Source organism: Micromonospora sp. NPDC049903 (genome assembly GCF_044460945.1).
Taxonomy (GTDB): domain Bacteria; phylum Actinomycetota; class Actinomycetes; order Mycobacteriales; family Micromonosporaceae; genus Micromonospora.
The window spans coordinates 1-14,755 of record NZ_JBITKL010000014.1; the positions used below are offsets into that span (position 1 = coordinate 1).

The 14,755-nt window shown below is 68.4% G+C and carries 10 protein-coding genes and 1 pseudogene; 4 read left to right on the top strand and 7 right to left on the bottom strand.

The genetic code is table 11. The features are described from left to right. Positions 1 to 425 precede the first annotated feature (425 nt). A complete protein-coding gene (locus ACIBO1_RS20675) occupies positions 426 to 995 on the bottom strand; it encodes an RICIN domain-containing protein (protein ID WP_396748851.1) in 570 nt (189 codons plus the stop codon). Positions 996 to 1,361: 366 nt separating this feature from the next. On the opposite strand from ACIBO1_RS20675, the gene ACIBO1_RS20680 reads away from it, so the two are divergent. Then, positions 1,362 to 2,246 (top strand): SAM-dependent methyltransferase, encoded by an 885-nt coding sequence (locus ACIBO1_RS20680; RefSeq protein ID WP_396748853.1) that lies wholly within the window; start codon positions 1,362 to 1,364, stop codon positions 2,244 to 2,246. A 74-nt stretch (positions 2,247 to 2,320) separates the two neighbouring features. Here the strand turns inward: ACIBO1_RS20680 and ACIBO1_RS20685 are convergent. Further along, positions 2,321 to 2,527: pseudogene (locus tag ACIBO1_RS20685) on the bottom strand (IS5/IS1182 family transposase); the annotation flags it as partial. Between ACIBO1_RS20685 and ACIBO1_RS20690 the strand changes: the two are divergent. Beyond that, positions 2,447 to 2,974: a DUF4262 domain-containing protein gene (locus ACIBO1_RS20690; RefSeq protein ID WP_396748855.1), complete on the top strand. Its 528-nt coding sequence runs from the start codon at positions 2,447 to 2,449 to the stop codon at positions 2,972 to 2,974. The pseudogene ACIBO1_RS20685 and the gene ACIBO1_RS20690 sit on opposite strands and share 81 nt — an antisense overlap. Positions 2,975 to 3,417: 443 nt before the next feature. Here the strand turns inward: ACIBO1_RS20690 and ACIBO1_RS20695 are convergent, their stop codons facing one another. Both ACIBO1_RS20695 and ACIBO1_RS20700 read right to left on the bottom strand, forming a co-directional pair. Beyond that, entirely contained in the window at positions 3,418 to 4,413 is a 996-nt protein-coding gene (locus tag ACIBO1_RS20695; RefSeq protein ID WP_396748858.1) for a hypothetical protein, read from the bottom strand. Positions 4,414 to 4,613: 200 nt separating this feature from the next. Then, positions 4,614 to 6,545: a BTAD domain-containing putative transcriptional regulator gene (locus ACIBO1_RS20700; protein ID WP_396748861.1), complete on the bottom strand. Its 1,932-nt coding sequence runs from the start codon at positions 6,543 to 6,545 to the stop codon at positions 4,614 to 4,616. A gap of 1,518 nt (positions 6,546 to 8,063) precedes the next feature. Between ACIBO1_RS20700 and ACIBO1_RS20705 the strand changes: the two genes are divergently transcribed. Continuing rightward, positions 8,064 to 8,420, top strand: coding sequence for a hypothetical protein (locus ACIBO1_RS20705; RefSeq protein ID WP_396748865.1), 357 nt, complete (start codon positions 8,064 to 8,066; stop codon positions 8,418 to 8,420). A 129-nt stretch (positions 8,421 to 8,549) separates the two neighbouring features. Continuing rightward, positions 8,550 to 9,293, top strand: a complete 744-nt coding sequence (locus ACIBO1_RS20710; RefSeq protein WP_396748868.1) for a hypothetical protein — start codon at positions 8,550 to 8,552, stop codon at positions 9,291 to 9,293. Between the two features lie 128 nt (positions 9,294 to 9,421). On the opposite strand, the gene ACIBO1_RS20715 is transcribed toward ACIBO1_RS20710, so the two are convergent. The 3 genes from ACIBO1_RS20715 to ACIBO1_RS20725 form a co-directional block, all read right to left on the bottom strand. Next, positions 9,422 to 9,862, bottom strand: a complete 441-nt coding sequence (locus ACIBO1_RS20715; protein WP_176093556.1) for a DUF6896 domain-containing protein — start codon at positions 9,860 to 9,862, stop codon at positions 9,422 to 9,424. A gap of 296 nt (positions 9,863 to 10,158) precedes the next feature. Beyond that, complete coding sequence (locus ACIBO1_RS20720; RefSeq protein ID WP_396748871.1) at positions 10,159 to 12,078, bottom strand: hypothetical protein; 1,920 nt, start codon at positions 12,076 to 12,078, stop codon at positions 10,159 to 10,161. A gap of 60 nt (positions 12,079 to 12,138) precedes the next feature. Further along, entirely contained in the window at positions 12,139 to 13,749 is a 1,611-nt protein-coding gene (locus ACIBO1_RS20725; RefSeq protein WP_396748873.1) for an Hsp70 family protein, read from the bottom strand. Positions 13,750 to 14,755 lie beyond the last annotated feature (1,006 nt).

Consider the following 14,755-nt stretch of genomic DNA (forward strand, 5'->3'; position numbering starts at 1 on the left):
TCTTCGATTGTCCTCACAAACCATCGATGATCAACGCGGTGGCCGTCTTCATGCCCACGCCACGCCCAACGCCGAAGCCAAGTGACGTTGGAGTACTAGAAGAGCGTCGAACGAGAACTCCGGGCGGGAGGACCGCTAGTGACTCGTTCGGAACGCAAAACTGATCACCGTCACCCGAGTGGGTCTTCCCTGGTCAAGGCCGTGGCGGTTGACGAAGACCACACCGCGTGCGTGTGGGCACCGAGCGGATCGTGAATGATGCCGGCCTTGCGCTGGACGATGTCCCGACTGCGCCGACACCAATCTCGACAATTGGTGGGAGCTACTCGACCGCCGGGAAGGGCGCTATCGCACCGAGGTGGATACTTGACGCACGGCCCGGCCGAACAGAGCGAGCCTGTTCGACCGGACCAGACGAGCGTCATTTACGGATAGTTGGTGAAAGACCACGTCTGGTTGATTGCGTTGGCGCAGGTGTAGACGGCTGCCCTCGCGCCGGCGGCGGTGCTGGCACCGTCGACTCCAAGACACATCGAGGTATTCTTGCGGTTTTTCAAGTAGAAGAACGTGCTATCAATTGAAGTTACGAGCCAGTCTTGGTCGAAGCTGGAGGAGGGGTTGACGATGACTGCGGACGTGTTGGAGGCGGTACTAGCACCCGCGGTTCCTAGATTCCGCACTACGCCGTAATTCTGAAGGGTAACGAAGCCGGCGTCGTTCACGGGGAACCAGCCCTGGAGCGCGTTGGCGCTACCGTTCTGCTGACGGACGACGGCGTTGTTGGCGAGACTGTCGGCCTGCAGGAACTTGGAGGAATTTCTGTTCCTCACCGCATACGGAGTTGCGGCGAGTGACTTCGACTGGGACAGGACCACCGAGATCGGTATCGGAGCCCTGTCGTCGGCCTCAGCATGCGCGACGGCCGGGCTAACGGCAACCGCCAACGCCGCAGTCATCGTCGCCGAGATCACTGCCCTCATTGCCCTGTTACGCACAGCCACTCCTCCCCGTAGTCACTCGGTCGCCCCGAGTGATCGCTTGGCAGCGAGCTTGTCAGACGACCCGCCTTCATGCAATAGGTGTCAGTAGATGCCTTGAAGATGATCACGGGCTCGCTGGCAGAGTTGCCGATGCAGACGGAAGCGGCGGTGTAGCAAGAGCAGCTCGCCTGCCCAGCCAGCATGCTCGCTGCTGCAGGCCGGCACTGCCGCCGCCATTTCCGGTAGAGAAGCTCAACTAGGCCGACACCCCTGCATGTGCACTGAGCATGCGCCCACAAGGGGGTATCGCCAGCGGGAACGCTGTCCCGCTGGCGATGGCGGCACGTCCGAGTCGTTCCGCCACCGTGATAGCGTGCTTCAATGAGTTCAACACCCAAGGGTGCTGCGGCTGGGCATGTTGTTCGCGTTGCCGATTACTACGACGACAACACCCGACGCTTTCTGCGGGTTGCCGAGAGCCCGGGCAGCGACGCTATTCACCGCGGGGTATGGATGCCCGATGTCGCGGGTGTGGCGGAGGCGGCGGATACCGTCAACCGCCTAATTATCGAGCGCCTGCGCGGACACGTGCCTGCTGAAAACGCAAGATTGCTCGACCTTGGGTGCGGCGTCGGTGCGACCATGGTTCGCCTCGCCCAGCAGATCGACGGGCTGGTATCTGGCGTAACGATCAGCCGAGTGCAATCCGAGATTGCCGCGAAACGGTTCGCTCGCGAAGGACTCACCGATCGCTGCCAAGTGATCTGCGCCGACTTTGCCGAGCTACCCGCAGAGCCGCACTATGACGCAATGGTCGCCGTCGAGGCGGTCGTGCACTCACCCTCTCTGGAGAACTTAATCCCGTCTCTCGTGGACCGGCTGCGCCCTGGAGGTCGCATTATCCTGTGCGATGACTGGATGACCGACAAAGATCGCGGGCTTGCCGCTCGGGATCGTTGTCTGGATCAGTTCCGCGCCGGTTGGCGTATAGGCAGCTTGCACACCGTGGCCGAACTGGCTGCCATGTCCAAGAGCGCTGGCATGCGCATCGTGGAGGACTTGGATCTCACCTCTTACTTGCGCCTCGGCCGTCCCCGTGACCGCGCGATCAATGTGATTGTAGGTGCCACGTCCGTGGTGCCACGGGTTCAAAACCGTCTTGTCGAGATTCCGTTCTGGGCGAACATGATTGGCGGATCAGCCTTGCAATACGGGTTGTCGCGACGCTGGCTGGAGTATCGCCTGATCGTACTCGAAAAGGCATGAACAGTTCTCGGTAGTGCCTGATTTGTTAGTGGGTACTCGAGAAGGGCTATGACGTCGGTTGGTGGTAGTAAGTGCGGCGTTGTTGGGCGGGCAGCTGGTTGGCCTCGGGCCAGGCGTGGGGTCATGATGTTGATTACGGCCCAGCGGATCATGGCTCCGGAGGTGGCGGGGTCGCGTTCGTAGTCACGGGCTAGGCGGCGGTGAGCGGTGAGCCAGACGAAGGTCCGTTCGACCGGCCATCTTTTGGGAAGGAAGACGAAGCCCTTCTGGCCGACGGGTTTGACTTCGCCGAACGCCAGGAGCACATCCTCGAAACCACCGGCTGGACCGTTACGCACATCTTGCCCGGCGACGGCGATTTCGAGACCACCGCCCCGTTCGCTTACCCCGTCGGGCTCACCGCCCACGGCCATCCCGATCTGATCACTGCGCCTCTACCACCCGAGGTCGCGCACACCCTGCTCAACGACCTGGCTCAGCGTGTCTACTACAAGGCCGAACGTTTCACCCACGGCCAACGGATCAGTGACCTCATCGTCGGCTACGACGCGATCATCATCGACGGGCCACCTACCGACGACCTGCATCCCGGGACGGCAATCGCCCGCTATGGGCACGACCAGATCCGCCTTCAGCAACTGGTGTGGCCCGACAAGAAGGGCCGGTTTCCCTGGAACAGCGGGTATGACTTCGAGCCGCGAGCGCAGCCGCTGATCGCACACCTGTAACGCCCAGACCTGACCGCCGCGGTCGCCGACCCCGCCTGTTCGCACCGGCGGGTGACGCTCGCCCTCAATTAGGGGCAACCCCACCATCACCGGGCGCGGCGGAGCGAGAGTGCCGGCTCCCGGGTACCTCGCCGGGAGTCGGCCAAGGGGGCCGCTGCTCGCGCTGCCCAACCGCGCCCGGAACGCCGCACGTCGTCCACCGCGTCACCGACGTTCTCGCTTGCTCGCTGTCCCCGGCCGACGAGAATGATTCGGGGGCAGGTGCCGGTAGACCGAACGCAGTGACCTGCCGATTCGTGCGGCGAGCAGCTCAAGATCGATGTTCGGCTCTTTGCGTAGCCAGTAGGCCACCGCCTCAGAGGTGCCCGTCGGCACTGTCTCGTCGCCGTCGCTGTCGTCCCCGACGTCATCGCAGGTGCCGTCGGTCCGGTCGTTCCTGGTGGTCAGGTCCGTATCGTCAGGGCTATCGCGAGGTGATGTGGCGGGGCCTGCAGGTGTGCTGTCCGCTGTGCGATCGGTGCGGGACGCCAGGTCTTATACGGCGTCCGACGGGCAGTACCCGTCGTCTCTAGCGTACGAGGAGCGATGGCCTGCTGTGATAGCGGGCCATTTGGCTCGGATACCTGGGGCGCCGGACGGGTGACTTCTCGTCGCAGCCAGCGACGACGACGGCGGACCTCGTGGTGCGCCGTCAGCAGCCGCTCTGGTGCGAGGTCTGTGGAGATGAGTGTCGTCAGACCGTGGTAGTCGGCGGTGGCCGTGAGTTGCTGCGCGATCTCGTCGAGGTCGTAGACGTGCACAGCGATGTCGGCGGTGCTCGGGTCTACGGCCGTGCGGATCTTGCGATGGAGCACGGTGGCGATCGCGTGCTGGCGGCGTTCTCGCGAGATCGCGACGCGGGCTGCTTCCAGGGATTCGTATAGGTCGAGGCCGTCGGCTTTGGCGATCGAGCGGGCGCGGATGGTGATGGCGGGGTGGCGGAGCCAGTGGCCGATCAGCTCGTAGGCGGGTGGGGTGGGTGGGAGGTCTCCGGTGGCGCGGAGGCGGTCGCGGCGTTGGTTGCCTGCGTGCATGAGCCAGACGAGGTAGCCGAGGGCGGACATGGCGGCGTAGAAGCCACCGAGGAGATGGTCGGGGTGGACGATCCAGTTGAAGGTGACGGCTGCAGCGGCGATGACGGCGGACAGGATCCGGGATGCCAGGGCGCGTTCGCCGAGGCGACGTCGGACGTCGGCGTTGGCCATGACAACCACGCCGCCGAGTTCGAGGGCGGCGACGGCGGGAATCGCGACGAGGATCGGGATGTCGAGGGTGTGGACGCTGCCGGTGACCTGTCCGACGAGGGCGACGAGGAGTACCAGGACGTAGAAGGCCTGCCGCATGCGGGCGGTGCGGCGTACGGCGGTGGCCAGATCGGCGTCGAGCGCGTCGCGGGACATCGCGCCGGTGCTGTGACGTCTCGACGACGCGGGCCGACCGCCGAACTTCGGTGCGGTGCCACCGCCCACTGAGGCCGCCGTCGTCGCGGTCGTGTCCCCGCTACTGCCGGAGGGGGCGGTGTAGGCGCTGGCGCCGTTGCCTGCGGCGGTCTGGTTGGAGGTGCCGTGGGTGGCGTCGGATGCCGTCTCGGAGTGCCGCGTCATGAATGCCGCCCGGCGTCGCGTGGTCGAGCGTGTCCGGGGCCGGTTGCTGGGTCGGTGGTGAGCTGGTCGGCGAGGTCGAGGGTGTCCTTGCTGGGGGTGGCGTCGATGTCGTCGAGCCGGTGGATGAGGGTCTCGCGCAGGGCACGGACCTCGTCGAGGTGCCCCAGCGCGGCGTGGGCGCGCATCGCCTGTTGGTAGACGGGTTCGGCGTAGGGGGCGTGGCGGATCGCGGCCTGCAGCACGGTGACGGCTTCCGCCGGATCGCCGGTGGCGGCGGCGAGGGCGAGGTGGGCGTCGAGGGCTTGGCGGCGGATCTCCTCGCGGTGGACCTCGATCCATTCGTAGTCGAATCCGTCGGCGAGAGCACCGCCGTAGGCGTCGACCGCGGTGCGCAGCGCGGCGAGCCGGGTGTCGGGGGCGGTGGCGCGGTGCGCGACGCGCAGGGCGTCGCGCATGCGCCACAGGTCGACATCCATCAGGTCGCGGGCGAGGGCGTAGCGGCGGGCGGGATGAATGAGGTAGCTACCGGGTCCGCCGGTGCGGGTCAGGGTCTTGCGCAGGGCCGACACGTAGGTGTGCAGGCGATGCGGTGCCTTCGATCGTGGGGCGTCGGGCAGCAGGTCGTCGAGGATGGCGTCCTGGGTGGCGTCGCCGTCGTGGACCACGAGGTAGACGAGCAGTTCGAGGGCCTTGGCGCGCAGGGGGATCGTGGTGTCCATCTCGACGATGCGGGCGGTGCCGAGCGTGCGCACCGCCACGAGGCCGCCGGACTGCGTCGTGTCGGGTTGATAGCTGTGTCCCGACGGCGCTACTGCCTGCCGGCCGCTGGGGAACTCGGCACCTTCTGGTGCCGAGTAGGCGCTGCCCGCTGCGACGGTGCAGGCGTGGCCGTCGTCGGGCACAGCTTCTGCGGTGCCGTCGGCGCGCGGGCCGGGTGGCGGTTTCGGAGCGGCGGGGAGGTCGACCGACCGGGTCGACGGGGGTTGTCCCGTGTGCGTCTCGGCGAGGGTGGTGACCAGGTCGACCGTCTCGGTGGGGGTGAGCACGGTGAGCCGGCCGAGATCCGCGGGGCCGGTGGCGTGACGGCTGGTGCCGTCGGCGGTGGTGGTGCCGTCGGTGTCGACGACGAGGGTGTCGCCCTCGGGCCAACGGCCGAGCAGGACGCCGTGGATGTCGAGGCGGTTCCCTTGGGCCAGGAGCGCGGCGACGCGGGCACGTTCGTGGCGGGCCGCCGCGTCGGCGATGAGCAGCACCGGCGGCACCGGTTCCTCGTGGCCGGCGTCGGGGAGGTCGGCGACGGTGTCGACCTCGTGCTGGTAGAGCAGCCGGGTGCGGTGCAGCGCCTGCGTCTCGCAGAGGTCCAAAGCGGCGGCGAGTCCGTCGGTGACGGTCAAACGGGGACTCTCCGGCAGCACCGAGGTCTCCAGGAGGGCGGCGGCGGTCGTCGCACAGATGACCACCGTGCCGCGCCCATGGACGGCGGTGGTGGCGAGGGCGGCGGTCAGGAACCCTCGAACGGCCGCTGGTGCCCCGGGGCCGGTCAGGCCGAGGCCAGCCGGTGGCCATGCCGCCGCCACCGCGTTGTCCCGCCCGGGCACCACCGGCCCCCGCCCGCCAGCGAGATCCTCCTCGCGGATCGACTCACCGACTGTGCCGGCTGACGCTGGACGGTCGACGCCCCCCGAGGAGATGGACCGGTCGTCCGTCAGATCGGCGCTGGGGGAGTCGGTGCCGAGGATGTCGACGTCGTCTGCGGTATGCCGCCGACGTAGGCCACGTCGAATGTGGGTGACGACGGCGGGCAGCGGCGCGAGGTCGCCATCGCCTCGCCGCTGCTGGCCGGGCAGCTGTGGCCGGTAGCGGCGGCGCCGCAGGGCCCAGACCAGGGCGGCGGCTGCCGTGATCGCGGCGGCGAGGCCAAGGTCCACCCAGCTCCCGTTCCCCACCGTGATGCCCTCGCCCGTCGGGCCTGAACGGCTGCCAGGCGACGACGGGCTGATGGCGGGCGGTTCCGAGACGGACGGGGCTGGCGGGGACGGGGCCGTGGAGCCGGAGTCCACGGCGCCGTCGCCTGGTGTGTCGGCTGGTGGGCTTGGCACGGCGGTGGGTTCGCCCGGCTCGGACGGACCCGGGGCGGGCGAGTCAACGTCGGATTTGGAAGGTTGGGGAGTGGTTGGGGGGACCGCGTCTTGCGGTAGGGCCAGGGTCCAGCCGGGGTGGATCAGGTGCGGGTTGGTGAACGTACCGCCGACGATGGCGAAGTGCCTGCCGCGGTTGAGCGCCCAGATCTCAGGCCAACGGTCGGCGTCACCCAGCCGCTGCTCGGCGATCGCCGACAGCGTGTCCCCGCGCCGCACCACACAGATGTCGCCCTGCTCGGACGCCCCGCTCCAGCGGGTGGCAGCAGGCCACGCCGTCCGCGAGGCATCGGCTGCGCGGAAGCCATCGGTGGTGGCGCCGGTGAGGCTGGCCGTTCCGTCCGACGCGAGGTCGCCGTCAGTCGAGGCTCGATCGGACTGCGCCGCAGTGGCCGTGACCGCCCGCGTCGCGACCGACACCGCTCTGCCTTTGTCTTGCTGCGCCTCGGTGGTGCCCTCAGTCGGCGCTGCGTCGGGGTACGTGTCGGTGACTGGGGCGGCGTGTGCGGCGACGGGCAGGGCAGCAGACGTGACGGCGCTGGCACCCAGCACCGCCGCGGCAAGCCCCTGCACCGGACCGGGCAGACGCACCGCGAACCGCCACCGCACCCGAGCCGCGAGATGCCGACGCGCCCGGTGCGTGACGAAGGCGCTGAGCAATGCCCACAGCACCCACGCGGCGGCCTGCAAAACCATCGTGAGGAACCCGGAGGTCAGCGGCTGGTGCAGCCACGCCTGCACCTGCCCGACAGGCGGCACCGAGACAACCGGTCCAGCTACAAGATGCAGTACCACCAACGGCGCTGCCGCGACCACGACCGCCGTCACAACCGCCACCGAGAACCGTGCTCTCACCCCGCCACCTCCTTCCCGGACGCCTCATTGGCGGCCGTAGTGGTGATGGCACAGACCGTAGGAGCGAGACGGGATCGTGAGCGAAGTTCCGCTGCTGACAGCACCTCACACCACCTGACACGACCTCACACCAGCAGGTCAGCGTCGGAACGCCGCATTGGGCGGCCGAGTCGTGTGGTAGTTCGGCTGAGAGGATAGTGAAGTGATCGCGGCCAGGCGGACGGGCGCCGCTACTGAGTCAGAAGCACGCCCACGGGCATAGTTCGCCGCCCGAGAGCCAACGTGTGTCGCTGGCCATGGGCTTACCGCCTCCGCGCGCCGATGCTCACGCTCAGCCTCCGTCACGCAGTCGGCCGACGCGCGGAATGCGGCGGAAGCGCGCACATGATCTCGTGGAGAGTGGCCTGCGAAGTCCGGGTACGCAGACCTCCCATCGGCGGGCACTATGTAGTCGTGGCTCCTGACCAACTCGTAGGCTGCTTCGTTGTGGAGGTTGGCTTCCGCCAGGCGTGGCCATATCTCGGCTTCTGTGACAATCGATCGACGCCGCCGCAAGAGAGCCGCCTCTACCTGGACACCGATTGGTGTATCGAGGCCGGTTCCCGTGTTCGGGGCACCGCTGACGACGAGGCCACCTGGCTCACCGCTGCGCTCACCCTCAACGGCGCCACGATCGCAGAGGCCCATGTCGCGGACGACGGCACACTACTCATAGCGACGACTGACCGACGGTCACTCGTCGCGTCGGGACAGCCGGAGGTAGCGCCGATCGGCGAACCGTGGTGGCTCTCCGGCTCGTCCTCCAGGTAGCTGTGCCATCGCACTGCTTTCGGCACGTCTGCGCGTCGAATCATCTAACGCAGCGCCCCATCTGCGGCAGAAGCGTGCACTCACCTTGGATAGCCGCAGCGGCGTGTGGGGCGGCGGCCGGATTCGCCGATGATCTTCTGCAATGATGGCGACGTGATCATCTCTGGTTACCTGGACGGGTATGAGCCGCCATTCCTGCGGTCACCGTTGATCGATGGTTCTCAGGTGATGGCAGATGTTCTGTTCTGGCCGGCTTTCCTCTACACCGTGGGCGGATCCGCGTCGGCGCCGAACGCGTTCGGCGTCGACCTAGCTGACCTGGACGAATTCATCGACACTCTCGTCGACCCGCACAGGTGGCCGGTGTTCTCTCTGGCGCTTGCTGGACGCGGCCGCCTGCACGTCATCATGCGGAACTTCCCCGGCGAGGGCGGCGTCGACTACGTTTTGGATCCAGGTAACGGCGGCGACTCAATCCCGCTCGCGGCCATGGAAGGGCACTTTCGAGGGCCCGCGCTTGCTTGGCCAGAGCTTGTTGCCGCTGCGCACCACCCAGACCAGGTTAACACCGGGGCTGAGCGGCTGCTCTTACTGCTGCCAGTCTGCGCAGACAGCAACCGCCCGAGCACAGCCATTGACATGGTGACGGCGGCCCTGACCTCACTCGGCGCCGGCTCCCATGCGCGTCAGGTGGGAGCCGAGTTGCTCAACAGCCGCCGATACTGGACTCCAGCGTGTCAGTGGGCTACCGCCGACGGCGTACTGGTCTGTCTCGGATCGCACGCATACCGCAGCCTCGGGAGCGAGCTTTCACCAAGCGACCTGCGCCTCATCACGGAAGCATTCACTGCGCTAGGTCCCGGACGTCCGTAGCCGCGACTTTGCACTGTTCTCGGCCACGAGCGGACACCGACCTGGCGCACGGTCTGCGGCTAGATCCGGATACCTGCGAGGTACGATGCTTCAAGACGGACGGCGGTGGATTGCTACGTGTGGGTGACTCATGCTGGCGGAGCGTCAGGCAGCGCGAACCAGCGGCCTTCAACCACCTCGCGTAGGTAACCCTCTCGAACAAGTTGGGTGCAGGCCCCGACGAGGTCCTCAATGCTGTAGCCGTAGTCGGCGGCTTCGTTGAGGAACCAGCGAACTCGCCAGGCATCGAATGCTTCAACCTCGCGCCCGAGCAGCGGATCGGTGACCAGATCGACGTCGACCTCCCTGCCATCGGAACTGATCATCCGGCACCCCGCGCCGTGGACGGTGTACCCGATGCCGCTACGGGTAAAGCCCTCCTGGGGCAACTCCCGGCGCGACCGGACCGCTGCCAGAAGATCCGCGATGTCTGCGACGGGGGACAAGTCGGCGAGTAGCCGACCACGTATCTCGTGCAGGGAAGCGGCGAAGCGCAAAACAGCGTCAACCGACGAAGCATCCCGGGCCATACGCCCCAGTATGAGTGTCCTGCCCACAGGTGTGATCACTGCCGCGGCAGGGGCGTCGGACATCCGCTCATCGGCAGATCCGGACGCTACATGGGGCAGTGCTGTCATTACGTGAAGTGATCATTGGGTCTTCTGCAACCGATGTCGGGTGGCCCGGCAGGTCAGGCCGGAAACACCCTTAGATCCACAGGCCCGTCGACCGGCCTGGGCTCGGCCGTCGTCGAGTCTGTCGCCGTGTTGGATCGACGTCTACTTATCGGGTATGCGCTACGTGGGCGAAGCTGCGCTGGGCCAGGTCAGGCGTGTTTGTCCGGCGTGGTGCTGAGTGGAAGGTCGGGTGTGAGGTCGGCGGTGGTGAGTCGGCGCATGTAGCGGTCGGACAGATCGGCGGCAGCCGCATGCTCGCCCAGGTGGCTGAGGATGTCCACGGCTCGTTGGTGTAGGTCGGCGTTGTATGGGTCGACACGGATGCCGGCCTGTAGATGGGCGAGCGCCGTGCGGGGGTCGGGTGCGGTATCGGCGAGAGCGGCGTAGGCGTCGAGCACTCTGCGTCGGGCGGCCTCTCGGTGGGGTTCGAGCCAGGGCCATGTGTGTCCGGTGGCGAGGTCGCCGGTGTAGGCGGTGATGACCGCCTGCCAGGCCGTGGTGGTGCCGGTGAGGGCGGCCGACGCGTGGTCGGCGGTGGTGTGCAGGTGCCACAGGTCGACGTCGACGTGGTGGGGGTGGAGGCGGTAGCGGTCGCCGGTGCGGTCGAGAACTGTCACGCCGGTGGCGGTGCGGGCGGTGGTGCGGAGTTCGCTGAGGGTGGTGTAGAGGCGTCCGGTGAGCCGGTGTGCGGGTAGGCCGGGCCAGAGCGCTTCGGCCATGAGGTGGCTGTCGGCTCCGTCGGCGTGCACGGCGAGGAAGACCAGTGCCTGCCACGCCGCGGACCGTCGCAGGACCACTCGGGAGCCGTCGATGAGCAGCTCCGGTTCGCCCAGCACGCGTAACCGCATACCCGGCGGCGGGTTGCCGCGTCGTGGGCGGGCCTGGCGGGGTATTCGCGTTGCCGGTGTGGTGGAGGTGTCTGGGGTTGGTGGGTTGAGGTGGCCGGTGACGGTGAGCAGATCCGCTGCGGCCACCTCGTCGAGCACACACATCCGGTGTGCCGCCGTGGCGTCGGAGGTGCGGCCGTCGGCGTCGATGTGCCATGCCGGCGCGTCCGGCCACGACCCGAGCACGACAGGCGTGGCCGCGCCGGTGACGAGCGTGTCGGTAGGGGGAGCATCGAGGATCAGCACCGCCGGCAGCCGCCCACCCGATCCCCGCGCTCCTGTCGCCGGCTTCGACGGGGCCAGCAGGGTGGTGGAGTGCGCGACGGTGTCGACGATCGTCAGTCCCGACCCGGGCCGTAGCCGCTCGGCCGCGGGCCCGAGCAACATTTCGCCCGCGCGGCGGGTGATCACCACCTGCGCGTCCGGTTGTCGCATCGCGGTGAGGAGGACGCTGACCAGCAGGCCCCGCGCGGCGTCGAATGCGCCTGGTCCGACCAACCCCACTCCCGTAGGCGGCAACCCCACCGGCAGCACCGCCGCCGGTACGGATACAGGGCGGTCGGCGGTGGCGGCGGTGATGGCCGCCACGGTGGCCGGCAGAGGCGTCAGATCCGCCCCGTCGTTGTCGGCGGGGCGTGAGTGGGGGCGGTAGCCGCGGCGGCGGCGTAGCCACATCAGCCCGACCGCGACCGTCACCTGGTCGGCGACCTCGCGGGGCAGCCACCCACCGGCCACAGCGACACCGCCATCAAGCCCGGCCCGCTCACCCTCCACCGGCGTGGGAAGACCTGTGCTTCCCGTCGGTGGCACCGCGTCGACGCCGACAGCTGGTGTGGCGGGGGTGGGGATGGTGAGCGCGGCGGCGCCGGCGATCCCGGTCGCGGTGGCCTGCCACGGAGTGGGTAACGGCAGGCGACGCAGCCACCGCACGCCCGCCCACATCCGCACCGCGACGCGGACGGTGATGATGTAGGCGACGAACGCCCACAGCAGCCACGCCAGCACGACCGCCATCAGCATCAGGTTCTGGCCGGTCAGCGGGTCACGGATCCACTGCCACACCACCAGCCGCACCCCACCGCCCGGCGACGGCCACCCCACCACCATGACGAGCAGCAGCGGCGGACCGGCCAGCACCACCACGAGCACGACGAGCGACACGACCTGCCGCGGCCAACGCATCGTCACCCACCTCCTACCGGACCGCGTCCCAGCACGGCGACGGTGGCGGGGACACCCTCGTCACCGGGCGACCGCCACCGGAGCGGGGTGGATGATGCGGGTCCACAGACGACCCAGCCACCACACCCCGACCGCGACCGCGTAGATGACCGCCAAGATCCCCGTCGTGCCCGGACCCGCCAGCGCCGCGATCAGGATCGCCACCGGCGCGCCGAGGACCAGCCGCAGGACCAGCCGCGACACCAACGCCGTGACCACCCCGACCCCGATGAGCAGACCACCGAACCGGCCGCCGAAGTCGATCCACACCAACATGTGCGGCCACCGCTCCGCCGTCACCGACCACTGCAGCACCAGCATCCCCATCGTCGCCGTCACCACCGACGACACCGGGAACGCCAGGAACTGAGACCACCCACCCACCGGCGTACGCCACTGACGTACGGCGATCAGCGCGAGTACCGCCGCCACCACCACGATCGGCACGATCGGCACCACCGACCAGCGCAGGAACGGACCCAGCTCCATGCCGATGTACTGGCTGCCCACCACCGCGTACATACACGCCACGGCGACACCGAGCCAGGAGGCGGTGAGGATGCCGGTGGCGACCTGCGCCCCCGGCGACAACGGCAACCCGGTGTCGGTACGCGACGCCAACGCCGCACCCAGAACCGTGCCCACACCGAGACAGGCGAGCATCGCGAAGACGGACGCCATCGCCAGCTCGCCCCAGTTCAACGTCGCCCACTTCCCCATCGCCGCGCTGTTCCACACCGGGGTGAACAACATGTGCGACACCAACGCCAACGACGCGAACCCCGACACCGCCACCGCCGCCGCCCGCCCCACCGACGGCAACGGCTCCACCACCACCTCCGGGCCCTGGCCCGGACTACGCGCGCCGGCGTCTGCCGCCCCCTGCGCGGCCGCGAGGGGAGGATCCCGCACCAACAGCGGCGTGAGACCTGTGTCGGTGGCCAGCACCTCCGCCACCAGTCGCATCTGCGCCGTCCCACCCGCACACCACAACCCCGCCACCGTCGCCGGGCCGACCTCCGCCGCGTCCACCGCATCACGGACCAAACCGGCCGCCCGTTCCAGGACCGGACGTGCCGCCTGCGTCAACACCAGGTCGTTGACCACCACCGCCGGACCGGACGGCACCGCAACCGTCACCGCCGCATGCGCGAACAGGGCATGCTTCGCCGTCCGGACACTCGCCGTCAACGCCACCTCCTCACCGGTCCCCGCAGCGACCGGGACGGGGGAGAGGGCGGCGGTCATCGCCGCGTCGATGGCGTCACCACCGGCATCCGGGTCGGCGAGGGTGGAGAGGATCTCGAAGCCGACCGCAGTACGGCGGACCACGCTCACCTCGGCGCCGCCGCCCAGGTCACACACCACGATGACCGAACCCACCGGCAGAGGCACACCTCCGGCGAGCAGGTGCGAGGCCACCGCCACCGGCGCCTCCACCAACCGGGGCTGCGGCAACCCTGCCCGATGCGCGACGTGACGCAGCCAGGTACGACGCCGCGGCCCCCACCCCGCCGGCACCACCAACCGCACATCCTCCACCGCAGCGCCGGCGAGCCGTCGTGCCTCGTCAGCGGCACGCCGCAGCGTGACCGCCACCAGATCCGCCAGCGCTATCTCCCTACCGGCCACGCTGACTTGCTCATCCGCAGGGCGACGGGGGACAGGAACGAACCTCTGCGGCTGCGCCACCGCCGCCCGCCACGCTTGCTGCCCCGTCACAACCGACCCGTCATCGGCGACCAGCACCGCACTCGGTAGTCCTGGCTCGCCGTCGAACACCAGCGGCGACCACGACCCGTCCGGCCACGCCACCACACCCGTCGTGCTGGCGCTCCCACAATCGATCGCCAGCCGTACCTGCCCCGATCGCATACGCCATAGTCAAACATGAATGACGTCATCACGTGAGGGCGCAACTACGTACAGCGGCAGCCATCGGGTCAGGAAGTGAGCCGGGCACACCTACGCCTGTCACGGCACAACGGGGGCGACGGCAGACTGATTGATCTGCGTACCTCGGGCAGATCCCGGCACTTCTCCTGCAACGTAAGCGGAGCAGAAGCCAGAGATGTCCCCGAATCCTCCCGGACGACGAGCGGCCGCACGGTCCATCCGGACGCGCCGTCCGGCGACCAGTGCCATATGCCCACGCCTTCCAGTCTTTGGCCGTCGATACCTGGCAGATATCGACGGCCGAGGCGATCGACCCGGCGGAGGCCGGCGACGACGCCACGACTCAATCAATGCGGGACGGCGAGCGTCACTCAACCAAGGCCGTGTCGCCGGTGTCGTCGCCGACAGCCCGATCCATCACGACCAGAGGCAGAACGATCATCCGCGCGCTCGTACCTACCGCGACCCAGTAAGACGCGGCCTGAGCCGTCGACCTGGCCGAACGCCGCGAGTCACGCCACTCGAAGGCGGGTGTCTGAGGCACTGTCCGGCCCCAGCCGAGAATCGCCCGGAACGTGATGCGAAGGCACCACGCCGTGCGCCTGCCATCTCACAAGGGGCCGTCGGCGGGGGATCACCCACGCGTGGGCGGGGAACAACCTGGTCGGCCTGACCACTCACGCTCTCCCGGCGGTCTGCCGATGGCGTAGCTGTACAGCGTGGCCCGCCGGGGTTTGCTGGC

Bases quoted from the DNA above. Each gene is read 5' to 3' on its own strand.
- ACIBO1_RS20695 (WP_396748858.1), bottom strand. From the start codon at position 4,413: ATGTCCCGCGACGCGCTCGACGCCGATCTGGCCACCGCCGTACGCCGC.
- ACIBO1_RS20720 (WP_396748871.1), bottom strand. From the start codon at position 12,078: ATGCGTTGGCCGCGGCAGGTCGTGTCGCTCGTCGTGCTCGTGGTGGTG.
- ACIBO1_RS20710 (WP_396748868.1), top strand. From the start codon at position 8,550: ATGATCTTCTGCAATGATGGCGACGTGATCATCTCTGGTTACCTGGAC.
- ACIBO1_RS20680 (WP_396748853.1), top strand. From the start codon at position 1,362: ATGAGTTCAACACCCAAGGGTGCTGCGGCTGGGCATGTTGTTCGCGTT.
- ACIBO1_RS20715 (WP_176093556.1), bottom strand. From the start codon at position 9,862: ATGGCCCGGGATGCTTCGTCGGTTGACGCTGTTTTGCGCTTCGCCGCT.